The sequence below is a fragment of the Streptomyces sp. L500 genome, assembly GCF_054551825.1.
In genome coordinates, this window is sequence record NZ_JBTOLC010000007.1 from 76395 (window position 1) to 102235 (window position 25841).

Sequence of the window (25841 nt, forward strand, 5' to 3'; positions counted from 1 at the left end):
GGAGAAGGCAGGCAAGCATGGGTTCGCCGAACACCGAGTTGGCCGACTGGCTGGACCGCTCAGGTATGAGCCGTGGTGAACTCGCCCGGCGCGTGAGAGCGAAGGCGACCGCCTGGCGCCAGCCTCACATCGCACCCGATACGACAGGCGTGCGTCGATGGCTCGGTGGAGAGAAGCCGAGGCGTCCCATCCCCGAGATCCTGGCGGGAGTGTTCTCCGACCATTTCGGATATCGGGTCACGACATACGACCTCGGGCTCGGCGACAGCACGACGGCCGACGACGCACTCGTGTACAACTCGTCGTACACGGATACGGTTGAAGTCGTCGCAGACCTGGGGAGAGCGGACGTGGACCGACGTCGATTCCTGGCGGCCGCGCCGTTCGCGGCTGTCGCCGGACTGGGGCCGTCCCGGGACTGGCTGCTGAACACGCTTGATCAAGGGACTGGGCCAGGACCGAGGGTTCGGCTTGAGGATGTCAGCGCCGTCAAGAACATGTTTACGACGTTCCAGCGGATGGACATCTTCCAGGGCGGCGGATCCGGTCGTCTGGTCCTGGCCGAATACATGAACCAGCACGTCTACCCGCTGTTGCGTCGTGCGCGTGCTGAAGACGTGCGACGCGCCCTGTGCGAGGCGGCCGCCGAGCAGACGTACCTGCTCGGCTGGATGGCCTACGACAACGGCGAGCACGGCACCGCGCAGCGCTTTCTCATCCAGTCGCTCAGGCTCGCCGACGAATCGAAGAACATCGCGCTCGGGGCCCATGTCCTCGCTGGAATGGCAGATCAGGCGACGCTGCTCGGTGATCCGGCGGAAGGGCGCAGGCTGGCACAGGCCGGGCGCCACGGACTGGCGAAGGCGACATCGCCTGCCTGTCTGGCGGATCTGTGGTGTCTCGAAGGACGGGCTCTCGCGCTGCTGGGTGACAAAGCGGGGGCAGTGCGTGCGGTCGCCCAGTCGGAGAAGGTGGCCGAGCGCGTACGGCTCGAAAGCGAACCGGACTGGGCCGCCTTCATCGACCCTGCCTACCTCCATGGGGAGCACGCGAACACCCTCAGGGACCTTGGCGAGGCGGGGGCGTCGGAGGAACACGCCCATCGCTCCATCGATTTCGCCAAGAAACAGCAGAGGGCACGGCGCGGCGCGATGTCCCATGCCGCGCTCGCGGCCTCGCATCTGCAACGACGGGATCTCGAGTCGGCGTATGCCGCAGGGCTCCGTACGTTGACGCTGACGAGGCAGGTGAAGTCGTCGCGAGCCGTGGAAGCTGTAGTGGACCTGCAGAAGCGCATGCGGCCGTTCGGACGAAGCCGCCTCGTGGCGGACTTCAACGAACGGGCACGCGATCTTGTCGCTGCGGCGTAGTGACCAGCCCCGTCCACGCACCGCGCGCGGGCGGGGCTTCGTGCTGCTGAGGCAGCGCGTCACACAGCGCAGATCCCAAGGGAAGCTCCCTGTATCCCAAGGGGCGCGCTGTTTCGGCGGCCCGTCAGGGCCTGCCGCCCTCCGCCGCCGCTCGCACCAGGGCCTCCGTCACCCGCAAGTCGTCCCGGGCCTCCGGGTGCCACTGGACGCCCAGGGCGAACGAGGGGTGGTCCTGGTATTCCAGGGCCTCCACCGTGCCGTCCTCCGCGTGGGCGGAGGCGGTGAGGCCGGTGGCCAGGCGGGCGACCGACTGGTGGTGGTGGGTGGCCACGTCCAGTGGCCGGCCGGTCAGGAGGGTGGCCGTCAGGGTGCCGGGGACCGGCTTCACCGGGTGGTCGGCGAAGGTGCCCGGTGCCGGGTTGTGGGCGTCGTGGCCCACCTCGTCCGGGAGGTGCTGGCAGAGCGTGCCGCCCGCGTGGACGTTCATCAGCTGCATGCCCCGGCAGATGCCGAGGACCGGGGTGCCGCTCGTCAGCGCGGCGTCCAGGAGGGCCAGCTCCCACGCGTCGCGCTCCGGGACGGGGGCCCCGGAGCGGGGGTGGGGGCGGGCGGCGTAGAGGGCGGGGTCGAGGTCTTCGCCGCCCGCGAGGACCAGGGCGTCCAGGCGGGATACGACGGCGGGGGCGGTGGCGGGGGCGTCCGGGGGGAGCATGACCGCCAGGCCGCCCGCGCGTTGGACGTGCGCCGGGTACGCGGCGGGGAGGAGGGCGGCCGGGAGGTCCCAGGCCACCCCCCAGCGGGCCCGGGTGAGGTAGGTGGTGACGCCGATCAGTGGCATGCCGTTCGCTTTCTTTCCTCGTGCGGTCATTCCCGGCTCAGCTCCGCCTCCGCCGCCGCCAGCGCCGCGAACTCCTCCTCGGGCGCGTTCGCCACCAGCCGGTGGCGGCTGTAGAGGGCGAAGTAGCCGGCGGCGACCGCGTAGACGGCCAGGGCGATGAGGGCGGCCGTCACGTCGACCAGGAAGGTCGCCACCAGCGCCGCGCAGGCCAGGACGAAGGCCGTCGTCGAGGTGGCCACGCCGCCCGGGGTGCGGTAGGGGCGGGGCAGGGCCGGTTCGCGGCGGCGCAGGACGATGTGGGAGAGGGACATCAGCGCGTAGGAGATGGTGGCGCCGAAGACGGCCACGTTGAGCATCCGCGCCCCGTCGCCCGTGGCCGCGGCCAGGGTGAAGCCGATCGTGCCCGGGACGAGCAGCCCCAGCCACGGCGCCTTGCGGCGGCTGGTGAGCGAGAGGACGCGGGGGAGGTAGCCGGCGCGGGAGAGGGCGAAGAGCTGGCGGGAGCCCGCGTAGATGAGCGAGAAGAAGGAGGCGACCAGGCCCGCGAGGCCCGCGTAATTGACGACCCTGGCCAGGACGCGGCCCTCGCCGTCGGGGTCCAGGGCGGTGACCAGGGGGTTGCCGGCCTCCGTCAGGGCGTTCGCGCCGCCCGCGCCCGTGGCGGCCAGGAAGGTCAGCAGGGCCAGGAGCAGCAGGATGCCCATGGACGTGGCCATGGCCCTCGGCAGCGTACGGGCCGGGTCGCGGGTCTCCTCGGCGGCCAGCGGCACGCCCTCGACGCCGAGGAAGAACCACATCCCGAACGGGAACGCCGCCCAGATGCCCAGCAGGCCGAACGGCAGCCAGGAGGACGAGCCGAAGGCGTGCGGGTCGGCCGGGATGTCGTTCAGGCGGCCGGTGTGGAAGTCCGTGAAGGCGCCCACCGCGAAGACGAGCAGGGCCGCCACCGCCACGCCCGTCACCAGGAAGCTGAAGCGCAGGGCCTCGCCCACGCCCCACAGGTGGATTCCTATGAAGACGACGAAACAGGCCAGGTACACCGGCCAGCTCGACGTGAGGCCGAACAGGCGCAGGGATTCCACGTAGTCGCCGATGAAGATGGAGATGGCGGCGGGGGCCAGGACGTACTCGATGAGGATGGCCGTTCCCGTGAGGAACCCGCCCCAGGGGCCCAGGGCGCGACGGGCGAAGCCGTAGCCGCCGCCCGCCGTGGGCAGGATCGCGGCGAGTTCGGCGAGGGCGAAGACCATGCACGTGTACATCAGGCCCATCAGCGCGGCGGCGACGGCGAGTCCGCCGAAACCGCCGTGCGCGAGCCCGAAGTTCCAGCCGGAGTAGTCGCCGGAGACGACATAGGCCACGCCCAGGCCGGTGAGGAGCAGCGGGCCCGCGCTGCCCCGGCGCAGGGAGCGTTTCTCCAGATAGCCGGGGGATTCCGTGCGTTCGGCCATGAGCGCTCCTGGAGGGGATGCCGGCAAAGGTTTCGCGCCATACCTTTGTGGTGTCGGCCACCGCTACGCAACCCCCCTGCGTAAAACCGGGGTTACCAAAGCTCCCGTGCGGAGCTCCTCACGCCAGGAAGCCGCGCAGCAGCGCCGCCGTGCCGTGGCAGTGCTCCCGCATGACCTCGCGCGCCCCCTCCGCGTCCCCGTCCAGCACCGCCTCCACCAGCGCGGTGTGCTGCCGCTGCGAGTGCTCCAGGTTGCGCACCAGCAGCGGGATGCAGTCCAGCAGGTCGTTGACCGTGGCACGGACTGCGGCGTACTGGGCGGCGAGCGTGGGGGACCCGGACAGTTCGGCCAGCGTCAGGTGGAACAGGGTGTCCTGGCGGCGGTAGTCGGCCAGCGGTGCGTCATGCGTCGCGGCCAGTGCCGCGCGCAGCCGGACGGCCGCCTCGTCGGCCGTCCCGTGCGCGGCGCACAGCCCCGCCGCCCCCACCTCCAGCACCTCCCGGAAGCGCAGGACGTCCTCCAGGTCCACGTCCGCGACGCGGCGTCGCAGCTCGTCCTCGCCGGCCGTCGCCGGGCGGGGCAGCACGAACGTGCCGCCGTAGCGGCCGCGCCGGCTCTCCACCAGGCCCTGGTCCGTCAGGACCTTCAGCACCTCGCGCAGCGTCACGCGGCTGACCCGCAGCCGTTCGGCCAACTCGCGTTCGGCCGGAAGCCGTTCGCCCTCGGCCACCAGGCCCAGCCGGATGACCTGGAGTATCTGCTCCAGCGTCTCCTCGAAACCGCTGCCCGCCCGGACCGGGCGCAGCACCGGCGACAGCCGGTCCGTCAGGCCGCTGTCCGCGATTCCGTTCATGGTCCCCCTTCCCAATCAATGGTCTACGGCCCTACCTTAAGACGCCCGGACGCACCGACAGGAGGCACACCGTGGCTGACCGCACGCCCCCGCTCACGGTCGACGAGCTGCGCCGGCTCGTGGATTCCGGGGAGGTCGACACCGTCGTCCTCGCCTTCACGGACATGCAGGGACGGCTCCAGGGAAAGCGGTTCGCCGCCCGGTTCTTCCTCGACGAGGTCCTCGAGCACGGCACGGAGGGCTGCAACTACCTCCTCGCCGTGGACGTCGACCTCAACACCGTCGGCGGCTACGCCATGTCGTCCTGGGAGCGCGGCTACGGCGACTTCGCGATGCGCCCGGACCTCACCACCCTGCGCCGCACGCCCTGGAACCCGGGCACCGCCCTCGTCACCGCCGACCTCGCCTGGCACGACGGCTCACCCGTCCTCGCCTCCCCGCGCCAGATACTGCGCCGCCAGCTGGACCGGCTGGCCGAGCACGGCTGGAGCGCGCACGTGGGCACGGAGCTGGAGTTCATCGTCTTCAAGGACAGCTACGAGGGCGCCTGGAACCGCGGCTACCGCGACATGACCCCCGCCAACCAGTACAACGGCGACTACTCCGTCCTCGGCACCGGCCGCGTCGAGCCCCTGCTGCGGCGGATCCGCAACGAGATGGGCGCGGCCGGCATGACCGTCGAGTCCGCCAAGGGGGAGTGCAACCTCGGCCAGCACGAGATCGCCTTCCGCTACGACGAGGCCCTCACCACCTGCGACCAGCACGCCGTCTACAAGACCGGCGCCAAGGAGATCGCCGCCCAGGAGGGCATGGCGCTCACCTTCATGGCCAAGTACGACGAGCGCGAGGGAAACTCCTGCCACATCCACCTCTCGCTGCGCGACGAGGCCGGGCGCCCCGTCTTCGCGGGAGCCCAGGGTGACGACGGCCCGTACGGCATGTCGCGCGTCATGCGGCACTTCCTCGCCGGACAGCTCGCCGCCCTGCGGGAGTTCACCCTCCTCTACGCGCCGAACATCAACTCCTACAAGCGCTTCCGGCCCGGCTCCTTCGCCCCCACCGCAGTGGCCTGGGGCCCCGACAACCGCACCTGCGCCCTGCGCGTCGTCGGCCACGGCCACTCGCTGCGCTTCGAGAACCGGCTGCCCGGTGGCGACGTCAACCCCTATCTGGCCGTCGCCGGCATGGTCGCCGCCGGGCTCCACGGCATCGAGGAGGAGCTGGAGCCGCCGGAGGTCTGCACCGGCAACGCCTACCGGGGCGACGCCGCGCACGTGCCCGCGACCCTGCGGGAGGCCGCCGCCCTGTGGGAGGCGAGCCCCCTGGCCCGGGCCGCGTTCGGCGACGAGGTCGTGGCGCACTACCTGAACATGGCGCGTGTCGAACAGGACGCCTACGACACCGCCGTCACGGACTGGGAGCGGTACCGCTCCTTCGAGCGGATGTGACCCCACCAACCCCGGCCGCGAGCGGCGGGACGACCCGCAGGAGAGGACTTGCACGAGCTCCACGTACTCAATCCGGCGACCGAGGAACGCGTCGCCACCGTCCCCGCGGCCACGCCGCAGGATGTCGACGCCGCCGTACGACGCGCCGCCGACGCCCAGCGCCGCTGGGCCGGCCTCGCCCCCGGCGACCGGGCCCGGCAGCTGCGCCGCTTCGCCGACGCGGTCGACGGGCACTTGGAGGAGCTCGCGCTGCTGGAGGTCCGCGAGGCGGGCCACCCCGTCGCGAGCGCCCGCTGGGAGGCCGGGAACGTCCGCGACCTGCTGGAGTACGCCGCCGGGGGAGTGGAACGGCTCAACGGCGCCCAGATCCCCGTGCCCGGCGGGCTCGACGTCACCTTCCACGAACCGCTCGGCGTCGTCGCCGTCATCGCCCCGTGGAACTTCCCGATGCCCATCGCCGCCTGGGGCCTGGCCCCCGCCCTGGCCGCCGGGAACGCCGTCGTCCTCAAGCCCGCCGAGACCACGCCGCTCACCGCGCTCCGCCTCGCCGCCCTCGCCCTGGAAGCGGGGCTTCCGGAAGGGCTGTTCCAGGTGCTCCCGGGCGCGGGCCCGGTGGCCGGGGACGCGCTCGTCCGGCACCCCGGCGTCGCCAAGGTCGTCTTCACCGGCTCCACCACCGTCGGCCGGAGCGTCATGGCCACCTGCGCGGAGCAGGTGAAGCGGGTGACGCTCGAACTCGGCGGCAAGAGCCCCAACATCGTCTTCGCCGACGCCGACATCGAGCGCGCCGCGGCCGCCGCCCCGGACTCCTTCCTCGACAACACCGGCCAGGACTGCTGCGCCCGCAGCCGCATCCTCGTCCAGCGGTCCGTCCACGACCGCTTCCTGGAGCTGCTGGAACCGGCCGTGAAGTCCTTCACCGTCGGCGACCCCACCGACCCGGCGACGCGGATGGGCCCGCTCATCTCCGCCGCCCACCGCGAGCGCGTACGGTCCTACGTCCCCGAGAGCGCCCCGGCCCTCATCCGCGGCGAGGTGCCCTCCGGCAAGGGCTACTGGTACCCCGCGACCGTGCTGGCGGCGGCCCCGGACGACCGGGTGGCCGTGGAGGAGGCCTTCGGGCCCGTCGCCGTCGTCATCCCCTTCGAGGACGAGGCCGAGGCGGTGCGGCTCGCCAACGCCACCGAGTACGGGCTGTCCGGCTCGGTGTGGACCCGGGACGTCTCCCGCGCCCTGCGGGTCTCCCGGGCCGTCGCCGCCGGCAACCTCTCCGTCAACTCCCACAGCAGCGTTCGCTACTGGACGCCCTTCGGCGGCTTCAAGCGGTCCGGTCTCGGCCGGGAGCTGGGGCCCGGCGCGCTCGCCGCCTTCACCGAGACCAAGAACGTGTTCGTCGCCGTCGACCCCCTCACCGACCCTCTGGAGGAGAGCCAGTGACCGACCCGCAAGTTGTCTGCCGCCGCCTCGTCGGCCGCACCGCCGTCGTCACCGGAGCCGGCAGCGGCATCGGCCTGGCCAGCGCCCGGCGGCTCGCCTCCGAAGGCGCCCACGTCGTCTGCGCCGACGTCGACGAGAACGCCGGCAAGGCCGCCGCCGATGCGGTCGGCGGGCTCTTCGTCCGTACCGATGTGACTGATCCCGTCCAGGTCGAGGCGTTGTTCCAGGCGGCGTACGAGACCTATGGGTCCGTCGACATCGCCTTCAACAACGCCGGGATCTCCCCGCCCGAGGACGACTCCATCCTCACCACCGGCCTGGAGGCATGGAAGCGCGTCCAGGAGGTCAACCTCACCTCCGTCTACCTCTGCTGCAAGGCCGCGCTGCCGTACATGCGGCGGCAGGGGCGGGGCTCCGTCATCAACACCGCCTCCTTCGTCGCCGTGATGGGCGCCGCCACCTCGCAGATCAGCTACACCGCCTCCAAGGGCGGCGTGCTGGCGATGTCCCGCGAGCTCGGGGTGCAGTTCGCCCGCGAGGGCATCCGGGTCAACGCGCTGTGTCCGGGGCCGGTGAACACCCCGCTGCTCAAGGAGCTGTTCGCCAAGGACCCGGAGCGCGCGGCCCGTCGGCTGGTGCACGTGCCGGTGGGGCGGTTCGCCGAACCGGAGGAGATCGCGGCCGCCGTCGCCTTCCTGGCCAGCGACGACTCGTCCTTCGTGAACGCCGCCGAGTTCCTCGTGGACGGAGGCATCGCGGGGGCCTATGTGACGCCGCTGTAGGGTCCATGATCAGCAGCCGGAAACCGGCCGACCGGTCCAGGACCCGGACCTGGACCTGGACCGGTCGGCCGGTCCCCGCCTGTGTCCCCGTCCGTCACTCGCACCAAAGAGAGCACATGCGCACCACGTCCGCCATTGTCGTCGGTCTTGCCACCGTCGCCGCCCTCGCCGCCGCCCCGCTCCCCGCCGGCGCGGCCACCCCCCACGACCGCACGCCCCGCGCGAACTGTCCTCAGCTCGACACCAAGCTGCCCTGGTACGGCGACAACCGCGCCAAGCTCCAGAAGATGATCGACGAGCGCGGCATCTGCTCCGGCAAGCGCGGCCCGCGCCCGGTCGCCGCCTTCGACTGGGACAACACCGTCGTCAAGAACGACATCACGGACGCGACCCTCGCCTGGGCCCTGAAGCACGACAAGATCCTGCGGCCCGCGCACTGGACGGACACCAACGCCTTCCTGACGCCCGCCGCGGACAAGGCGCTCACCAATGCCTGCGGCACGGCCGTCCGCGTCGGCCGCCCGCTGCCCACCTCGAAGAACACCGCCTGCGCCGACGAGATCTTCGAGATCCGCGAGAAGTCGAAGACCATGGCGGGCGAGGACGCCTTCGCCGGCGACTGGAACCACCGCCGCACCGTCCCCGGCTACGCCTGGATACCGCAGCTCTTCGCCGGCCACACCCCGGCCGCGCTCACCTCCTTCGCCCGGCAGGCCCGCGCCGAGCAGCTCGCCGCGCCCGTCGGCGCCACGCAGAAGGTCGGCACCCACACCCTCGCCGGGTACGTGCGCTACTACGACCAGCAGAAGGACCTGATCCGCACGCTCAAGGCGGCCGGATTCGACGTCTACATCGTCTCCGCCTCCTCCGAGCCGATCGCCGAGGCGTGGTCGAGTGGGGTGGGCCTCGACGCGAAGCACACCATCGGCATTCGCAACGTCACCAAGCACGGTCGGCTGACCCCCGTCATCAAGGGTTGTGGTGGTGTCGAGACCGGGCGCGGCGACGCCCTGCCGTACATGGACGGCAAGCGCTGCATGATCAACCAGGAGATCTTCAAGATCAAGGGCGCCGCCGCCTGGAAGCAGCAGGACCCGGCCCACCGCATCGCGCTCGGCGCGGGCGACGCCGACACGGACGTGACGTTCGTGAACGACGCGACCGGCGCGCACGTGGCCATCAACCGCAACAAGTCCGAGCTGATGTGCCGCGCGTTCGACGACGCCGACGGCCGCTGGGTGGCCAACCCGATGTTCATCGACCCGATGCCGCGCAAGTCCGGTACGTACCCGTGCTCGACGACCGGTGCCACGGCCGCCGACGGGTCCAAGGTGCCGGTGCGGCGTGCGGACGGCAGCGTGATTCCGGACCAGGTGGACATGGCCCTCTGACCGGGTCTTCCGCCCGGCTCGAGTGGGCTCGGCTGGGCTCGGGTGGGCCCGGGTGGTTGAAGGAACGTTTCCTCGGGCAGGTTCTGTCGCCAGGCGAACCCTGTCGTGATCACGGAGGTGTCCGGACATGCCCGAGACGATGCTCGCCGGACGGCTCGACCTGCGGTCGGGCCGTTTCGCCGTCGAGGAGGTACCCGTCCCCGAGCCCGGCCCCGGGCAGGTCCGGGTCCGGGTGCGGGCCGCGGGCATCTGCCTGTCCGACGTTCATCTTGTGGACGGTGAGCTCAAGCCCGCCTTCGCCCGTGCCGGGAAGGTCACCCTGGGGCATGAGACCGCCGGGGTCGTCGATGCCCTCGGGCCGGACGTCCCGGCTCCCTGGGCCGCCGGGCAACGTGTCCTGCTCCAGGCGGGGGAGCGCTGTGGGGAGTGCGCCGGGTGCGTGCGCCACGAGCCGTGCCGGGCCGTCCGGACGCGCGGCGTCGACTACGACGGCGGGTGGGCCGAGTACGCCCTCGCCAACCACCACACGCTCGTTCCGGTCCCCGACGGGCTGCCCTTCGAGCAGGCGGCCATCATTCCCGACGCCGTCTCCACGCCCTGGGCCGCCATCACGACCACTGGGCGGGTGCGGCCCGCCCGTCCCGCCGGGGTCTGGGGGGTCGGCGGGCTCGGTGCGCACGCGGTGCAGTTGCTGCGGCTGGCCGGGGCGGCGCCCATCATCGCCGTCGACCCGCTGGAGGGCGCCCGGCGGCGGGCCCTGGAGTTCGGCGCCGATGTGGCTTTGGACGCCGGTGCGGTGGATGTCCGCGAGCGGGTCCTGGAGGCGACCGGAGGGGTGGGGCTCGACCTCGCCCTCGACACGGCGGGCGTGCCGGCCGTCCGGGACCAGGCCGTGCGCTGTCTGGGGCGGGGTGGGCGGCTGGTGCTCGTCGGGATCGCTCCTGGGGCGCTGACGTTGGCCGACGGTGCGGCGCTCATTTTTCGTGAGCAGCAGGTTCTGGGGCACTACGGGTCGGCGCCTGGGCATGTGGACGAGCTGGTGGCGCTCGCCCGTCTGGGGCGGCTGGACCTTGGGCGGTCGGTCAGCGGCACGCTGCCGCTGGCGGAGGCGGCGGTTGGTGTCGAACGGTTGCGGAAGAAGGTCGGGGATCCGGTGCGGCTGATTCTCGTGCCGTAAGGGTCGGTGGTGGGTCGGGGGCGGGGTGGGGTGGACGGGCCCTTACGGGGCTGAGCTCTTCGCGGTGCCTGGTATCACGGTGCTGGTTGCCCCGTACTTGGCCCCAGCGGCGAAGAGCTCCTTACGCCCCTACCAGGGCCCGTCCGCCCCACCCCGCCCCCTCACGTCACCCCATGCCCGTGGCTGAGCGATCCGTTCCGGGCAATCGGGCGGGTGGGGGGGGCGAAACCCGCGCCGCAGGCGCGGGCAACCCCCACCGGGGGCACCCGGAAAGTCCACCGAACCCCGCACGGGAGGAGCCCGTTACAGGAACGCGCGGCCCTCCCCCCGGTACGTCGGGACCGTCCCCACCACCCGGTCGCCCTCCACAAGGTGGAGCTCCGCGAACCGCTCGCACAGTTCGCCCGCCTTGGCGTGCCGGAACCACACCCGGTCGCCGATCAGCAGATCGTCGGCGGGGTGTCCCAGCAGCGGGGTCTGCACCTCGCCCGCACCCTCCCGCCCCGCGAGCCGCAGGCCCGCCGGGAGGTACGGGACCGGCAGGCGGTCCCGTCCGGCCGCGCCCGACGCGGGGTAGCCGCCGCCCAGGACCGTCACCACGCCCACCCCGGGCCGGCGCACCACGGGCAGCGCGAACAGCGCGGCGGGGCGGGCGGTGAAGGCCGAGTAGCCGTCGAACAGGCGCGGCGCGTACAGCCCCGAACCGGCGGCGATCTCCGTCACCGCGTCCTCGGCCGCCGTGTGCTGCACACTGCCCGTGCCGCCGCCGTTGACGAACTCCAGTTCCGTCACCTCCCGTACGGCCCGCACCGCCTCCGCGCGCACGGCCGCCACCCGGTCCCGGGCGACTGACTGCATCAGTCGGATCGCCCGGGAGCGGACGGGGTGGCCGGGGATTCTGTCGCCCACGCCCGCCACGTGCGCCTCGTAGGCCATCAGGCCCACCAGGCGGAACCCCGGGCGGCGGGCCACTGACCGGGCCAGCTCCGCCAGTTCGGCCGGATCGTTCAGCGGTGACCGCAACGCCCCGATCCGTACCCTGCCTCCCAGTAGTCGCAGTGAGACGTCCAACTCCAGGCAGATTCGGATCTCCTCACGCCCCGTTCGGGCCGATTCCACCATCGTCAGTTGCGTCGGGTCGTCCACCATCAGCGTCACCGCGGCGGCCAGCTTGGGGTCCGAGGTCAGTTCCGCCAGGCTCGTGCGGTCCGTCGACGGATAGGCGACCAGGACGTCCGGAATCCCCGAACGCGCCAGCCACAGCGCCTCGGCGAGGGTGTACGCCAGCACGCCCGCGAAGCCGTCGCGCGCCAGCACCCGCTCCAGCAGTGCCCGGCACCGCACGGACTTGCTCGCCACTCGTACCGGTTTGCCCCCCGCCCGCCGCACCAGATCGGCGGCATTGACGTCGAACGCCCCGGTATCGACCACCGCGAGGGGAGCGTCCAGATGGGCGGTGGCCCGGTCGTAACGCGCTCTGTCGGACGACATGGCGGGCAGCCTGCCAGAGCCGGAATCCGCTGACCAGGGGTCGGGCCCGGGCGAATGGCACCCGTCGTGTCGCGCACCGTAAAGTGGCGCGCACGCCACGGCCTTCGGGTCGGCGGCGGATGTGGCGGATATCCGACATACGGCGGTACGACCGGCCGGCTCGCAAGGGGGAGCGCAGGTTGAGCACCGAAGCGGAAGCCCTGCCGCCGCCCGCCGCCCCCCACTGGGCACCCCCGCCGCCCCCGCTCCCCGTCCCCGCTCCCGGCCCGCCCTCGCGGGGCTCCGGGCGCGCCGTCGCCGCCGCCGTCAGCCTCGTCCTCGGGCTCGGCCTCATAGCCGGGGCCGTGACCGGGAGTTGCCTGGCCGCCGGCCCGGGCGACGGCTCCGCCGCCGAGGCCGCCTACACGCGCGGCGCCACCCTCTGGCGCGGCCTCCCCGTCGACCGGATCTTCCCGGCCACCGTCCACCGGGACGCGGCCGGACCCGGCGGCGCCCCGCGCGACTGGACCCGGCTGGGCGTCGCCCCCGACAGCGGCTGCGCCGACGCCTTCGACCCCCTCCTCGCCACCGCCCTGGCCCCCGTCGGCTGCGCCCGGCTGCTGCGCGCCACCTACGCCGACGCCACGTCCTCGCACGTGACCACCGTCGGCCTGCTCGTCACCGACGCCGATGCCGCCGGCATGCGCGCCCTGCGCCGCCGGTTCGCCGACGAACACCTCGACGAGCGCGCCGACCTGATGCCCCGCCCCCTCGCGCTCCGGGACACCCCCGCCGCGCGCTTCGGCGACGCGCAGCGCGCCAGCTGGTACATCACCGTCATGACGGACGTCCCCGCCGTCGTCTACGCCGTCACCGGCTTCGCCGACGGCCGTACGGGCACCCCGCCGCTGCCCGCCGCCCGGGCGGTCGTCCCCGGCGCCACCGAGGCCCCGGCGCAGGCGGGCCTCGGCCATGACGCGACGGCCCTCGTGGAGGAGGTGGCGCGCGCCTACCGCGACGCCGCGCACCGGCCGGCGGGCCGGGAGGACGACCGATGACGCGCCCGCGCCGGGCCCTGGCCGCGCTCGCCACCGGGACCGCCCTCGCCGTGCTCGGCGCCGCCCCGGCCCGGGCGGACGCCATAAGGGCGCAGGAGTGGGCGCTCGACGCCCTCCACGTCCAGGACGTCTGGCGGACCACCAAGGGCGCCGGGATCACCGTCGCCGTGCTCGATACCGGTGTCGACGACGGCCACCCCGATCTGCGGGGACGGGTGCTCCCCGGCAAGGACCTGATCGGCTTCGGCGCCGGGCCCGGCGACCGCTCCTGGGCCCGGCACGGCACCGCCATGGCCGGGATCATCGCCGGGCGCGGGCACGGCGACGACGACGCCGACGGGATCACCGGCGTCGCCCCCGAGGCGAGGATCCTCCCGGTGCGGGTGATCCTCGAGGACAGCGACCCCGCCCGCGCCAAGGCCCGGGGAGCGCGCGGCAGCGCGCTGGCGGACGGCATCCGCTGGGCCGCCGACCACGGCGCCGACGTGATCAACCTGTCCCTGGGCGACGACAGCGACACCGCGCATCCCGAGCCGCGCGAGGACGCGGCCGTGCAGTACGCGCTCGCCAAGGGGGCCGTCGTCGTCGCCTCCGCAGGCAACGGCGGCGAGCACGGCGACCACGTCTCCTACCCGGCGGCCTACCCCGGCGTGATCGCCGTGACGGCCGTCGACCGCTACGGCGGCCGCGCCTCCTTCTCCACCCGCCGCTGGTACGCCACCGTGAGCGCGCCCGGCGTCGACGTCGTCATCGCCGACCCGGACCGGCGCTACTACGAGGGCTGGGGGACGAGCGCGGCCTCCGCCTTCGTCTCCGGGGCCGCGGCGCTCCTGCGCGCCGCCCGGCCGGGGCTGAGCCCGGCGCGGGTCCGCGAGCTGCTGACCGACACCGCGCGGGACCGGCCGACGGGCGGCCGCGACGACGAGGTCGGCGCGGGGATGGTGGACCCGGCGGCCGCCATCGAGAAGGCCGGCCGGGAGGGCGTGGAGGCGCGCCGCGCGCCCGCGGTGCCGCGGTACTTCGGCGGGGGGCCGGGGGCCGCGCCCGGGGACGCCTCCGGGAGCGGGCCGGGCGTCTCGGCGCTCGTCGCGGGCGGGGTGGGAGTGCTGCTGCTCGCCGTGTCGGCGGCGCTGCGGCGCCGGCGGTCGGCCGGCGTCCTCGACCGCCGGGCGGGCTGATCCCCGCCCGTCCGGCGATCGAGGACCGGGGTCCAGGGGCGGAGCCCCACCCGATACGCTCGGGCCGTGGCGCTCAAGAACATCCCGGACTCCCCGTTCTCCGACGACGACGGCTCCGCCGACCCCGCTCTCGCCGAGGCGCTCGCCGCCTGGGCGGCGGACCGGTCGGCCGCGGCCGAGAAGCGGGTGCTGGCCGCCCTGCCGGGCGTCCGGCTGCTCGTGCCCGTGGTCGCCGTGCTCGGCGAGGTGGAGACCGGGCCCGACGGGCTCAAGCGCGAGAAGACCAGCGACATGGCCGTACCGACGCTCCAGGCGCCGGACGGGCGCCGCGCGCTGCCCGCGTTCACCTCGATGGAGACGATGAAGCGGTGGCGCGCCGACGCGCGGCCCGTGGCCGTGCCGCTGCACCAGGCCCTGCAGGCCGCCGTGCACGAGAAGGCCGACACCATCGTGCTCGACCTGGCCGGTCCCGTGACCTACCCGCTGACCGGCCCCGCGCTGCTGGCCCTGGCCGAGGGCCGCGACAGCGCGGACCCGCTGGCCGACCCCGCCGTCACCGGCGCCCTGCGGGACGTCCTCGCGGCCGAGCCCGGGGTGCTGCGGGCCCACCTCACCCCGTCCGGCGAGGCCGACGGCACGCTGGCGCTGGTCCTGGCCGGGGACGCGACGCCCGGTGACGTGGTGCGCCGGGTCGCCGAGGGGCTGGCCGCCGCCGAGGTGCTGCGGGAGCGGCTGGTGCGGGGCCTGGACCTCGCGCTGCTGCCCCCGACGGCGCACGTCCCGGGAGAGGCGCTCTTCAGCCGCTAGCCGGGCCGCCGGCCGCGGCGGTCCCGACAGGCGCTCCCGGGGAGACCGTCCGACAATTTCACGAGGACGGTCCACGAGATCCTCAGGAGGTCGCCATGGACGCCCTGAAGAACGTGAAGCCGGCCCTGGCCAATCTGGACCCGGTGAAGACCAGGACCGCCGCTTCCGAGTTCCTCGGAACCCTGCTGCTGGTGCTGTTCGCCGTGGGCTCCGTCGTCCTCGCGGCCGACTACATCGGCGTGGTCGGCATCGCCCTGACGTTCGGCTTCACTCTTCTGGCCCTGGTGTACGCCCTGGGGCCGGTGTCGGGCTGCCACCTCAACCCGGCGGTGACGCTCGGCCTGCTGCTGGAGCGCCGCATCACGATCCACACGGCCATCGAGTACTGGATCGCACAGCTGGTGGGCGGCATCGTCGGCGCGGCGATCCTCTTCCTGATCGCCAAACAGGTGCCCGGCATCAAGACCGACGGGACGTTCGGCAGCAACGGCTACGCGGACCGCTCGGCCGTGCACATCAACACCGGCGGCGCGTTCCTCGCCGAGGTCGTCCTGACCTTCCTGCTGGTGTTCGTGGTGCTCGCGGTGACCCACCGGGTCGCCGTCGTGGGTTTCGGCGGGCTGGCCATCGGCCTGGCGCTGGCGGTGGACCACCTGGTCGGCGTGCCGCTGACCGGCACCTCGGTCAACCCGGCACGCAGCATCGGCCCGGCGCTCTTCGCGGGCGGCGCGGCCCTGTCCCAGCTGTGGCTGTTCATCATCGCCCCGCTGGTCGGCGGTGCCCTCGCCTCGTTCGCCCACCGGGTCACCCACCCGCCGCACGGGGTCGCCATGCTCGCGGACGAGCTCGCGGCGCCCGAGCCGCTGGCGGGTACGGGCGAGGGCCGGCCCGACCGGCCGCGCTACGGCGGCCCGGCCTGACCGGCCCTCGAGGGAGAACCCGCTACGCGTACACGGGTCCGGTGAACTTCTCACCGGGCCCCTGGCCCGGCTCGTCCGGGACGACGGACGCCTCGCGGAAGGCCAGCTGGAGCGACTTCAGGCCGTCGCGCAGCGGGGCCGCGTGGAAGTTGCTGACCTCGGTGGCGCTCGCGGTGACCAGCCCGGCGAGCGCGGTGATCAGCTTGCGGGCCTCGTCGAGGTCCTTGTGCCGCTCGCCGTCCTCGGCGAGGCCGAGGTTGACCGCCGCCGCGCTCATCAGGTGCACCGCGACCGTGGTGATCACCTCGACGGCGGGGACGTCCGCGATGTCGCGGGTCATGGTGTCGAAGTCGGGGGTGGGGTTCTCCCCGCTGGTGGGGGTCGCGTCGCTCATGGCGCACACGATACGTCCCGGTGCCGGATCGGTTCTCCACCGGCCGGTACGCCCGGTTAGCACGCCTGCTCCCCACCTGCTATCGTCGGTAAACGACCGGCTGAGCGCATCCGTGTGCCCGGCCCACAAGTGGAGCTCCGTTCTCCCACCTGGTCGACCATCGGTCGGCAGGTCTCCGGTCAGGCGGTAGCCATCGTTCCGTACGGACGATGGAGCTGCCCGATAGCGCCCCGCGGCTTGCCGTGGCGGTGTTCCGGTATGGAGCCCCGCCTGTGCCCGTCGGGGCATTTTTCATGTGCCGGCGCGGTTGGTCTTTACGAAAAGACGTTGCGCGGCCCCACGAGGGTGCCGCGTGGTGCTACCGAGGAGGCCCCATCAGCGCCGAGCCCCGCATCAACGACCGGATCCGCGTCCCCGAGGTGCGACTTGTCGGTCCCAGCGGCGAGCAGGTAGGCATTGTGCCGCTTGCCAAGGCCCTGGAGCTTGCGCAGGAGTACGACCTCGACCTGGTCGAGGTGGCGGCGAACGCACGCCCGCCGGTCTGCAAGCTCATGGACTACGGGAAGTTCAAGTACGAGTCGGCCATGAAGGCCCGTGAGGCGCGCAAGAACCAGGCGCACACGGTCATCAAGGAGATGAAGCTCCGGCCGAAGATCGACCCGCACGACTATGACACCAAGAAGGGTCACGTCGTCCGGTTCCTCAAGCAGGGCGACAAGGTCAAGATCACGATCATGTTCCGTGGTCGCGAGCAGTCCCGGCCGGAGCTCGGCTACCGACTGCTGCAGCGTCTCGCGGAGGACGTCCAGGACCTGGGTTTCGTCGAGTCGAACCCCAAGCAGGACGGCCGCAACATGATCATGGTTCTCGGTCCGCACAAGAAGAAGACCGAGGCGATGGCCGAAGCCCGCGAGGCCCAGGCCGCCCGCAAGGCGGAGCGCCAGGGTGGAACCACCGCGGACGTGGACGCCCCCGAGGAGCCCGCAGAGGCGTGATCCCGGGGCCTCGCGGCCCTGGTGCTCACTCCGGGGCGTCCCCCGCTCCGGACAGCAATCAACAGTTGACGCTTCACCGCGCCCCCCACAGGGCCGTGGAGTGCCACCGACGAGGAGAGAACGGCGCTATGCCGAAGAACAAGTCGCACAGCGGTGCCAAGAAGCGCTTCAAGGTCACCGGCTCCGGCAAGGTCCTGCGTGAGCGCGCTGGCAAGCGCCACCTGCTCGAGCACAAGTCGTCCCGCCTGACGCGTCGCCTCACCGGCAACGCCGAGATGGCCCCGGCCGACGCCAAGAAGATCAAGAAGCTTCTCGGCATGTGACATTCGGCCTCGCGCCGAATGTCCGCACCGGGACCCAATCGTTTTCGGGTCGTGTGAGAAACCACCACGGCCCCGCTACAAGGAGTTAACAAGTGGCACGCGTCAAGCGCGCAGTCAATGCGCACAAGAAGCGCCGGGCGATCCTCGAGCAGGCCAGCGGCTACCGCGGTCAGCGGTCGCGTCTGTACCGCAAGGCCAAGGAGCAGGTCACCCACTCCCTGGTCTACAACTACAACGACCGCAAGAAGCGCAAGGGCGACTTCCGTCAGCTGTGGATCCAGCGCATCAACGCCGCTGCCCGCCAGAACGGCATGACGTACAACCGCCTCATCCAGGGTCTGAAGGCCGCCAACATCGAGGTGGACCGCAAGATGCTGGCCGAGCTGGCCGTCAACGACATGAACGCGTTCGCCGCGCTCGTCGAGGCCGCGCAGAAGGCCCTGCCGGCCGACGTCAACGCGCCGAAGGCCGCCGCCTGATCCAGGCGCCGCAAGGCACCGCTCGGACCCGCAGGCCCCCGGCCTGCGGGTCCGCTCGCGTCCGGCCCCCGGCACCCACCGTGCCGGGACGCTCACCGGGCGCCCAGCAGCACCCGCACCTCCGCTACCGAAAGTGAGCCCATGGCGGCCCCCGAGCTGACCTCCCTGCGATCGCCCCGTGTCATCGCGGCCCGCCGTCTCGCCAAGCGGAGCTTCCGCAGCAAGGAACGCCGCTTCATCGCGGAGGGCCCGCAGTCCGTGCGCGAGGCCGTCGACCACCTCATCGAGGTGTACGTGACGCCGGACGCCGCCGAGCGCCACGCCGACATCGTCGCCGCCGCCCACACCGCCGGGGTGCCCGTGCTCACCGCGACGGACGAGGTCATCGCGGAGATGTCCGACACCGTCACCCCGCAGGGCATCGTCGGCCTGTGCCGCTTCCTGGACTCGCCCTTCGAGGAGATCCTCGCCGGCCGCCCCCGGCTGGTGGCCGTCCTCGCGCACGTCCGCGACCCCGGCAACGCCGGTACGGTCCTGCGCTGCGCGGACGCCGCGGGCGCCGACGCCGTCGTGCTGACCGACGCCTCCGTGGACCTCTACAACCCCAAGTCGGTACGGGCCTCCGTGGGCTCCCTCTTCCACCTGCCGGTGGCCGTGGGCGTCCCCGTCGAGCAGGCCGTCGCGGGCCTGAAGGCCGCCGGGGCGCGGATCCTGGCCGCCGACGGCGCCGGCGACAAGGACCTGGACGAGGAGCTGGACCAGGGCAGCATGGGCGGTCCCAGCGCCTGGATCTTCGGAAACGAGGCCTGGGGCCTGCCGGAGGAGACCCGGGCGCTCGCCGACGCCGTGGTGCGCGTCCCGATCCACGGAAAGGCCGAGAGCCTCAACCTCGCCACCGCCGCCGCGGTGTGCCTCTACGCCTCCGCCCGTGCGCAGCGCGCGTCCGGAGGGTGCCGCTCCGTGACCTCCAGCTAGTAGGGTTGGCGCTCCGGGGGTCGGGAGGGGGTGCGGGTCGATGAACGTCAGAACGTCCGGGAGCACGGTGGCCGGCACATGCCCGGCCGCCTCCACGGGCTCCCCGGGGCCGGCCGCCGGCCTCCACGCCGACGACCTGCCCGACGGGCTGGTCGTCGCCGACGCCACCGGCCGGATCACCTGCTTCAACGCCGCCGCGGCCCGGATCACCGCCGTGCGCCCGGCCGACGTGCTGGGCCGGCAGCTGGAGAGCGCCCTGCCGCTGGAGGATCTGGACGGCCGCCGCTGGTGGGCCGTGACCGACCCCTACGGCGGCCTCGCCACCCGCACCGGCCAGCCCGAGCGCAATCTGCTGCTGCCCGGCGGCCGCCAGGTGCTGGTCTCCGCCCGTTACGTCCGCGAGCGGCCCGGCGGGCCGGTGGTGCGCGTGGTGGTCCAGCTGCGCGGCACCGAGGCGCGCCGGCGCACCGAGCGCAGCCACGCCGAGCTGATCGCCACCGTCGCCCATGAGCTGCGCTCCCCGCTGACCTCCGTCAAGGGCTTCACGGCCACGCTGCTGGCCAAGTGGGAGCGGTTCACCGACGACCAGAAGCGGCTGATGCTGGAGACGGTCGACGCCGACGCCGACCGGGTCACCCGGCTGATCGCCGAGCTGCTGGACATCTCCCGGATCGACTCCGGCCGGCTGGAGGTGCGCCGGCAGCCGGTCGACATGGCCGCCGCCGTCCGCCGGCACGTGGCGAGCTACACCCGGGCCGGGATGCGGCCCGAGCGGTTCGAGATCAAGGTCGCCGATTCACTGCCCCCGCTCTGGGCGGATCCGGACAAGGTCGACCAGGTGCTGGGCAACCTCCTGGAAAACGCCGTGCGCCACGGCGAGGGAGTCGTCACCATAGAAGTGACACCAGCACTGACGAAGGCCCACGCGGAGGGGACGGCGGTCACCGTGAGCGATGAGGGCCCCGGTATCCCGGAGGAGTCGATGGCCCGCGTCTTCACCCGCTTCTGGCGCGGGAGCAAGCGCGGCGGCACCGGCCTGGGGCTGTACATCGTCAAGGGCATCGTCGACGCCCACGGCGGGACGATCACGGTGGGGCGGGCCGCCCACGGCGGCGCCCAGTTCCGATTTACCCTGCCCGTGGGTGCCCCGGCCTTCCTCACCCAGGCCTGAGCGCGGCCCACGGGCTCGTCCCACCACACGCGCCCCTTAGACTCGACCTTTGGCACCTTTGGCACCACCTTTGGCCAACGTCGTCGGGCGAAGTCGCGCAGCGAAGCGAAGCCACCCCAATCGGAAGCACGGGAAGAGATGTCGGCACCCAATAAGTCGTACGACCCTGTCGAGGTCGAGGCACTGAAACCGGAAGAGATCGAGCGGATGCGGGACGAGGCGCTCGCCGCCCTCGCCGCGGCCGCCGACCTCGAAGCCCTCCGCGAGGCGAAGGCCGCCCACATGGGCGACCGCTCCCCGCTGGCCCTGGCCAACCGCGAGATCGGCGCCCTGCCGCCGCAGGCCAAGGCCGAGGCGGGCAAGCGCGTGGGCATGGCCCGCGGCGCCGTGAACAAGGCCCTCGCCGCCCGTCAGGCGGAGCTGGAGGCCGAGCGCGACGCCCGCGTCCTGGTCGAGGAGGCGGTGGACGTCACCCTGCCGTACGACCGTGTGCCGGCCGGTGCCCGCCACCCGCTGACCACGATCGGCGAGCGCATCGAGGACGTCTTCGTGGCCATGGGCTACGAGGTCGCCGAGGGCCCCGAGGTCGAGGCCGAGTGGTTCAACTTCGACGCCCTCAACCTGGCGCCGGATCACCCGGCCCGCACCATGCAGGACACCTTCTTCGTGCGGGGCACCGCTCGTGCCGATAGCGGCTCCGCCGCGGGGGCCGCCGACTCCGGCGTCGTGCTGCGCACCCACACCTCCCCGGTGCAGATCCGCTCGATGCTCGACCGCGAGCCCCCGGTCTACGTGATCTGCCCGGGCCGCGTCTACCGCACCGACGAGCTGGACGCCACCCACACCCCCGTCTTCCACCAGGTCGAGCTCCTCGCCATCGACGAGGGCCTGACCATGGCGGACCTCAAGGGCACCCTCGACCACATGGTGCGGGTGCTCTTCGGCGAGGACATGCGGACCCGGCTGCGCCCGTCGTACTTCCCGTTCACCGAGCCGTCCGCCGAGATGGACATGGTGTGCTTCGCCTGCCGCGGCGAGTCGGTGGGCAACCCCGACAAGGCGTGCCGCACCTGCTCCAGCGAGGGCTGGATCGAGCTGGGCGGCTGCGGCATGGTCAACCCCCGGGTGCTGACCGCCGCGGGCATCGACCCGGAGAAGTACAGCGGCTTCGCCTTCGGGTTCGGCATCGAGCGGATGCTGATGTTCCGCCACAACGTCGAGGACATGCGAGACATGGTCGAGGGTGACGTGCGCTTCACCCGGCCGTTCGGGATGGAGATCTGATGCGCGCCCCGCTTTCCTGGCTGCGGGAATACGTCGACCTGCCGGCCGGCGAGACCGGCCGCGACGTGCAGGCCAAGCTGATCGACGCCGGCCTCGAGGTCGAGCGCGTCGAGCAGCTCGGTGCCGACCTGACCGGCCCCCTCGTCGTCGGCAAGGTCCTCACCATCGAGGAGCTCGAGGGCTTCCGCAAGCCGATCCGTTTCTGCACCGTCGACGTCGGCACGGCCAACGGCACCGGTGAGCCGCAGGAGATCGTCTGCGGCGCCCGCAACTTCACCGTCGGCGACAAGGTCGTCGTCGCGCTGCCCGGCGCCGTGCTCCCCGGCGACTTCGCCATCGCCGAGCGCAAGACGTACGGCAAGGTCTCGCGCGGCATGATCTGCTCCGGCGACGAGCTGGGCATGGGCGACGACGGCACCCACGGCATCATCGTGCTCTCCAACGAGCACGAGGTCGGCACCGACGCGATCGAGCTGCTCCAGCTCGTCGACGAGGTCCTCGACATCGCCGTCACGCCCGACCGCGGCTACTGCCTGTCGATGCGCGGCATCGCCCGTGAGGCGGCCACCGCCTACGGTCTGCCGCTGCGCGACCCGGCCCTGCTGGACGTGCCCGCGCCCAACGGCTACGGCTACCCGGTCGCCGTCGCCGACCCCAGCGGCTGCGACCGCTTCACCGCCCGCACGGTCACCGGCATCGACCCCGAGGCCCAGTCGCCGATCTGGCTGCGCCGCCGCCTCCAGAAGGCCGGCATGCGCCCGATCTCGCTGACCGTCGACGTCACCAACTACGTGATGCTCGAACTGGGCCAGCCGCTGCACGCCTACGACCGCGCCACCCTGAACGGCACGATCGGCGTGCGCCGCGCCCAGCCCGGGGAGAAGCTCACCACCCTCGACGGCACCAAGCGCGTCCTGGACGCCGAGGACCTCGTCATCGCCGACAACCGGGGCCCCATCGGCCTCGCCGGTGTGATGGGCGGCGCCGAGACGGAGATCGCCGACCACGCCGCGGGCCAGGGCTCGACCGACGTGGTCATCGAGGCCGCCCACTTCGACGCGGTCGCCATCGCCCGCGCCGCCCGCCGCCACCGGCTGACCACCGAGGCGTCCAAGCGCTTCGAGCGCGGTGTCGACCCGCAGGCCGCCTCCGCCGCCGCCCAGCGCACGGTCGACCTGCTGGTGCTGCTCGCCGGCGGCACCGCCGAGGCCGGCGTCACCGAGGTCGTCGCCCCCAGCGGGCCGCGCACCATCTCCATCCGCGCGGACCACCCGGACCGCGTCGCCGGTCTCGAGTACGGCCGCGAGACCGTCGTCCGCCGCCTCCAGGAGGTCGGCTGCGACGTCTACGGCCAGGACGAGCTGATCGTCACCGTCCCCAGCTGGCGGCCCGACCTCACCGACCCCAACGACCTCGCCGAGGAGGTCATCCGGCTGGAGGGCTACGCGAACGTGCCCTCGGCGCTGCCCGCGCCGCCCGCCGGGCGCGGCCTGACCCACCGCCAGCGGCTCCACCGCCGCGTCGGCCGGGCCCTGGCCGGGGCCGGCTACGTCGAGGTGCTCAACTACCCCTTCATCGGGGACTGGGCCCTGGACCACCTGGGCCTGCCGGCCGACGACCAGCGCCGCACCACCGTGCGCCTGGCCAACCCGCTCTCCGAGGCCGAGCCGGCGCTGCGCACCACCATGCTGCCGGGACTCTTCGCCGCCCTGCGCCGCAACGACAGCCGCGGCGAGCACGACCTGGCGCTCTTCGAGACCGGCCTGGTCTTCCAGCCGACCGGCGACGAGGGCGTCCCGGCCCGGCTGCCCGTCGACCGCCGTCCCACCGACGAGGAGATCGCCGGCCTGAACGCCGCGCTGCCCCGGCAGCCGCGCCGTGCCGCCGTCGTCCTCGCCGGTGCCCGCGAGCGGGCCGGCTGGTGGGGCCAGGGCCGTCCGGCCGGCTGGGCCGACGCCGTCGAGGCGGGCCGCGTCGTCGCCCGTGAGGCCGGCGCGGAGCTGATCATCCGTCAGGACCAGCAGGCGCCCTACCACCCGGGCCGCTGCGCGGCGCTGTCCGTCCTGATCGACGGGCAGGAGGTGGCCGTCGGCAACGCCGGTGAGCTCCACCCGCGCGTCGTCAAGGCGTTCGGCCTGCCGGAGCGGACCTCCGCCATGGAGATCGACCTCGATCTGCTGGAGCGGGCCGGCACGGGCGCCGTCCAGGGCCCGCGCGTCTCCACCTTCCCGGTCGCCACCCAGGACGTCGCGCTCGTCGTCGACTCCTCGGTCCCGGCGGCCGATGTCGAGGCCGCCCTGCGGGACGGCGCCGGCGAGCTGCTGGAGTCGCTGCGCCTGTTCGACGTCTTCACCGGCGCGCAGCTCGGCGAGGGCAAGAAGTCGCTGGCCTACGCGCTGCGTTTCCGGGCCGCCGACCGCACGCTGACGGCCGACGAGGCGTCGGCCGCGCGCGACACGGCGGTCCAGGCCGCCGTCGAGCGCACGGGCGCGGTGCTGCGCGGCGCGTAGCGCCTGGCTGCGGGCCTTCGTGATGACGGCCTGAGCGACGACGGGGTCCGGGTTCACCACCCGGGCCCCGTTGTGCGTTCGCCGCGCGCGAGCGGCGGGGTGGAACCGTTGTCTCGCGGCTGCGGGCGGTTCTGGGCTGGTCGCGCCCACGCGGCGCAGCCGCATATCGACACAGCCCCGCGCCCCTACGGGGCGCCCGGAAACGGGCCGTCGGAGGCCCCGGCATCCCTCGTTCGGGTGGAAAACAGGGGCCAACCCTCCGCATCGGCTTGCGCTGTCGCGAGAATCGGCGCGTCTTTGCTGCTAGGGGGCCGACGGAATGATCCGTACACAAGAGGCTCGCTTCCGGCGGGGAATCGTGTTCGTACTGCCCGGGCTGTGGGTCCTCGCGGTCGTCCTCTGGGAACTCCTCAGCCCCCTCGGCACCCAGTTCATCGAACTCCTCGCCGCGACACCCGCGATCGCCTGCGCCGGTACCGGGCGCCGCCAGTGCGTCCTGCTCGGCGGCGCCTGCGCGCTGCTCGCGCTCGTGCCGCCCGGGGCGTCCGGGCGCGCGGCCGTGAGCGGCAGGATCGGCACGTGCGGCGCCGTCCTCGCCGTCGTCGCGGCCAGCTATCTGATCTCCGGCCGTACCCGCCGGCTCACCGGCGAACTGGAGCGCGCCCGCGAGGTCGCGATCACCGCGCAGACCGTGCTGCTGCGCCCCCTGCCGCCCCGGCTCGACGGGATCGCCCTCGCCGGCCGCCATGTGTCCGCCGGAGAGGGCGCGCTCGTCGGCGGCGACCTCTACGACGCCCTCGGCACCCGGCACGGCGTGCGCGTCCTCATGGGCGACGTACGCGGCCACGGCCTCCCCGCGCTCGGCACCGCCGCCGCCCTCCTCGGCAGCTTCCGCGACGCCGCGCACGACGAGGCCCGGCTGCCGGACGTGCTGCGCCGCCTGGAGCGCTCCCTCCACCGCCACCTGCGCGAGCGGGACCAGCGGCAGCCGGCCGGCTTCGACGGGGACCGCTGGGACGCCGAGGAGTTCGCGACCGTCCTCCTGCTGGAGGTCCGCGCGGAGGGCGAGGTCGTGGCGCTCAACTGCGGCCACCCCTGGCCGCACCGGCTGTCCGGCGGCCCGGCCCACGGGCCCGGACCGGCCGTCCTCGCGCCCGGCGACCCGCTGCCCCCGCTCGGGGTGTTCCCCCTGCCCACCGAGCTGTCGCCGCTCCCGCTCACCCGGCTGCTCCCCGGCGACGTCCTGGTGCTCCACACCGACGGCGTCGAGGACGCCCGCGACGCGACGGGCGCGTTCTTCCCCCTCGCGGGCGCCCTCGCCGAGGCCGCCCGGGGCGCCCCGCCCGCCCTCGCGACCCTCGTCGCCCGGGTGCAGGCGGCGCTGCTGCGCCACACCGGCGGACCGGTCACGGACGACTTCGCGCTCCTCGCCCTGCGGAACGACCGCGGCCCCGGTTCACCGGCCGCCTCCCGGCCGCCCCGGGCGCTCGTCGCGGGCCCCTGACGTGCGCCCGCGCCCGTGGCCCGTTC

Annotated in this window: 23 protein-coding genes; 18 read left to right on the forward strand and 5 right to left on the reverse strand. The window is 73.3% G+C overall.

Going from position 1 to position 25841, the window contains the following annotated elements:
* The first annotated feature begins 17 nt into the window (after positions 1-17).
* Positions 18-1370: a transcriptional regulator gene (locus tag ACX9I7_RS09960; protein ID WP_459387099.1), complete on the forward strand. Its 1353-nt coding sequence runs from the start codon at positions 18-20 to the stop codon at positions 1368-1370.
* A gap of 124 nt (positions 1371-1494) precedes the next feature.
* Here the strand turns inward: ACX9I7_RS09960 and ACX9I7_RS09965 are convergent, their stop codons facing one another.
* The 3 genes from ACX9I7_RS09965 to ACX9I7_RS09975 all read right to left on the reverse strand — a co-directional run bounded on the left by ACX9I7_RS09965 (position 1495) and on the right by ACX9I7_RS09975 (position 4512).
* Entirely contained in the window at positions 1495-2208 is a 714-nt protein-coding gene (locus ACX9I7_RS09965) for a gamma-glutamyl-gamma-aminobutyrate hydrolase family protein (protein WP_459387100.1), read from the reverse strand.
* 26 nt (positions 2209-2234) lie between these two features.
* Positions 2235-3659, reverse strand: coding sequence for an ethanolamine permease (eat, locus tag ACX9I7_RS09970; protein WP_459387101.1), 1425 nt, complete (start codon positions 3657-3659; stop codon positions 2235-2237).
* Between the two features lie 118 nt (positions 3660-3777).
* Positions 3778-4512, reverse strand: a complete 735-nt coding sequence (locus tag ACX9I7_RS09975; protein ID WP_459387102.1) for a FadR/GntR family transcriptional regulator — start codon at positions 4510-4512, stop codon at positions 3778-3780.
* A gap of 71 nt (positions 4513-4583) precedes the next feature.
* On the opposite strand from ACX9I7_RS09975, the gene ACX9I7_RS09980 reads away from it, so the two are divergent.
* The 5 genes from ACX9I7_RS09980 to ACX9I7_RS10000 all read left to right on the forward strand — a co-directional run bounded on the left by ACX9I7_RS09980 (position 4584) and on the right by ACX9I7_RS10000 (position 10747).
* Positions 4584-5960, forward strand: a complete 1377-nt coding sequence (locus ACX9I7_RS09980; protein ID WP_459387103.1) for a glutamine synthetase family protein — start codon at positions 4584-4586, stop codon at positions 5958-5960.
* Positions 5961-6008: 48 nt separating this feature from the next.
* The gene (locus ACX9I7_RS09985; RefSeq protein ID WP_459387104.1) at positions 6009-7397 is read left to right on the forward strand and encodes an aldehyde dehydrogenase family protein; all 1389 of its coding nucleotides are present in this window, start codon (positions 6009-6011) and stop codon (positions 7395-7397) included.
* Complete coding sequence (locus ACX9I7_RS09990) at positions 7394-8179, forward strand: 3-oxoacyl-ACP reductase (RefSeq protein WP_459387105.1); 786 nt, start codon at positions 7394-7396, stop codon at positions 8177-8179. Before ACX9I7_RS09985 ends, ACX9I7_RS09990 begins: the two co-directional genes overlap by 4 nt.
* Positions 8180-8295: 116 nt before the next feature.
* A complete protein-coding gene (locus ACX9I7_RS09995; protein WP_459387106.1) occupies positions 8296-9570 on the forward strand; it encodes an HAD family hydrolase in 1275 nt (424 codons plus the stop codon).
* 127 nt (positions 9571-9697) lie between these two features.
* The gene (locus tag ACX9I7_RS10000; protein ID WP_459387107.1) at positions 9698-10747 is read left to right on the forward strand and encodes a zinc-binding dehydrogenase; all 1050 of its coding nucleotides are present in this window, start codon (positions 9698-9700) and stop codon (positions 10745-10747) included.
* Between the two features lie 303 nt (positions 10748-11050).
* On the opposite strand, the gene ACX9I7_RS10005 is transcribed toward ACX9I7_RS10000, so the two are convergent.
* On the reverse strand, positions 11051-12238 hold the full coding sequence (locus ACX9I7_RS10005; protein ID WP_459387108.1) for an amino acid deaminase/aldolase: 1188 nt from the start codon (positions 12236-12238) through the stop codon (positions 11051-11053).
* Positions 12239-12417: 179 nt separating this feature from the next.
* On the opposite strand from ACX9I7_RS10005, the gene ACX9I7_RS10010 reads away from it, so the two are divergent.
* From ACX9I7_RS10010 to ACX9I7_RS10025, 4 genes are all read left to right on the forward strand, one after another.
* Complete coding sequence (locus ACX9I7_RS10010; RefSeq protein ID WP_387576491.1) at positions 12418-13275, forward strand: hypothetical protein; 858 nt, start codon at positions 12418-12420, stop codon at positions 13273-13275.
* Complete coding sequence (mycP, locus tag ACX9I7_RS10015; RefSeq protein ID WP_459387109.1) at positions 13272-14453, forward strand: type VII secretion-associated serine protease mycosin; 1182 nt, start codon at positions 13272-13274, stop codon at positions 14451-14453. Before ACX9I7_RS10010 ends, mycP begins: the two co-directional genes overlap by 4 nt.
* 66 nt (positions 14454-14519) lie before the next feature.
* Positions 14520-15260, forward strand: a complete 741-nt coding sequence (locus ACX9I7_RS10020; protein ID WP_387576487.1) for an SseB family protein — start codon at positions 14520-14522, stop codon at positions 15258-15260.
* Between the two features lie 95 nt (positions 15261-15355).
* Positions 15356-16180 (forward strand): MIP family channel protein, encoded by an 825-nt coding sequence (locus tag ACX9I7_RS10025; RefSeq protein WP_387576485.1) that lies wholly within the window; start codon positions 15356-15358, stop codon positions 16178-16180.
* A gap of 22 nt (positions 16181-16202) precedes the next feature.
* Here ACX9I7_RS10025 and ACX9I7_RS10030 read toward each other — a convergent pair whose 3' ends face one another.
* Positions 16203-16574 carry a DUF1844 domain-containing protein gene (locus tag ACX9I7_RS10030; RefSeq protein WP_126913404.1) on the reverse strand — a complete coding sequence of 124 codons (372 nt, stop codon included), beginning with the start codon at positions 16572-16574 and terminating at the stop codon, positions 16203-16205.
* Positions 16575-16867: 293 nt separating this feature from the next.
* On the opposite strand from ACX9I7_RS10030, the gene infC reads away from it, so the two are divergent.
* From infC to ACX9I7_RS10070, 8 genes are all read left to right on the forward strand, one after another.
* Positions 16868-17569: a translation initiation factor IF-3 gene (gene infC, locus ACX9I7_RS10035; protein WP_126913402.1), complete on the forward strand. Its 702-nt coding sequence runs from the start codon at positions 16868-16870 to the stop codon at positions 17567-17569.
* 128 nt (positions 17570-17697) lie between these two features.
* Positions 17698-17892 carry a 50S ribosomal protein L35 gene (gene rpmI, locus ACX9I7_RS10040; protein ID WP_126913401.1) on the forward strand — a complete coding sequence of 65 codons (195 nt, stop codon included), beginning with the start codon at positions 17698-17700 and terminating at the stop codon, positions 17890-17892.
* A 92-nt stretch (positions 17893-17984) separates the two neighbouring features.
* Positions 17985-18371 (forward strand): 50S ribosomal protein L20, encoded by a 387-nt coding sequence (rplT, locus tag ACX9I7_RS10045; RefSeq protein WP_126913400.1) that lies wholly within the window; start codon positions 17985-17987, stop codon positions 18369-18371.
* 141 nt (positions 18372-18512) lie between these two features.
* Positions 18513-19346 (forward strand): TrmH family RNA methyltransferase, encoded by an 834-nt coding sequence (locus tag ACX9I7_RS10050; protein WP_387576482.1) that lies wholly within the window; start codon positions 18513-18515, stop codon positions 19344-19346.
* A 40-nt stretch (positions 19347-19386) separates the two neighbouring features.
* Positions 19387-20517, forward strand: a complete 1131-nt coding sequence (locus tag ACX9I7_RS10055; protein ID WP_459387110.1) for a sensor histidine kinase — start codon at positions 19387-19389, stop codon at positions 20515-20517.
* Between the two features lie 138 nt (positions 20518-20655).
* The gene (gene pheS, locus ACX9I7_RS10060; protein WP_189453819.1) at positions 20656-21801 is read left to right on the forward strand and encodes a phenylalanine--tRNA ligase subunit alpha; all 1146 of its coding nucleotides are present in this window, start codon (positions 20656-20658) and stop codon (positions 21799-21801) included.
* Positions 21801-24311, forward strand: a complete 2511-nt coding sequence (pheT, locus tag ACX9I7_RS10065) for a phenylalanine--tRNA ligase subunit beta (RefSeq protein WP_459387111.1) — start codon at positions 21801-21803, stop codon at positions 24309-24311. Before pheS ends, pheT begins: the two co-directional genes overlap by 1 nt.
* A gap of 358 nt (positions 24312-24669) precedes the next feature.
* Complete coding sequence (locus ACX9I7_RS10070; RefSeq protein ID WP_459387112.1) at positions 24670-25815, forward strand: PP2C family protein-serine/threonine phosphatase; 1146 nt, start codon at positions 24670-24672, stop codon at positions 25813-25815.
* The last annotated feature ends 26 nt before the right edge of the window (positions 25816-25841 follow it).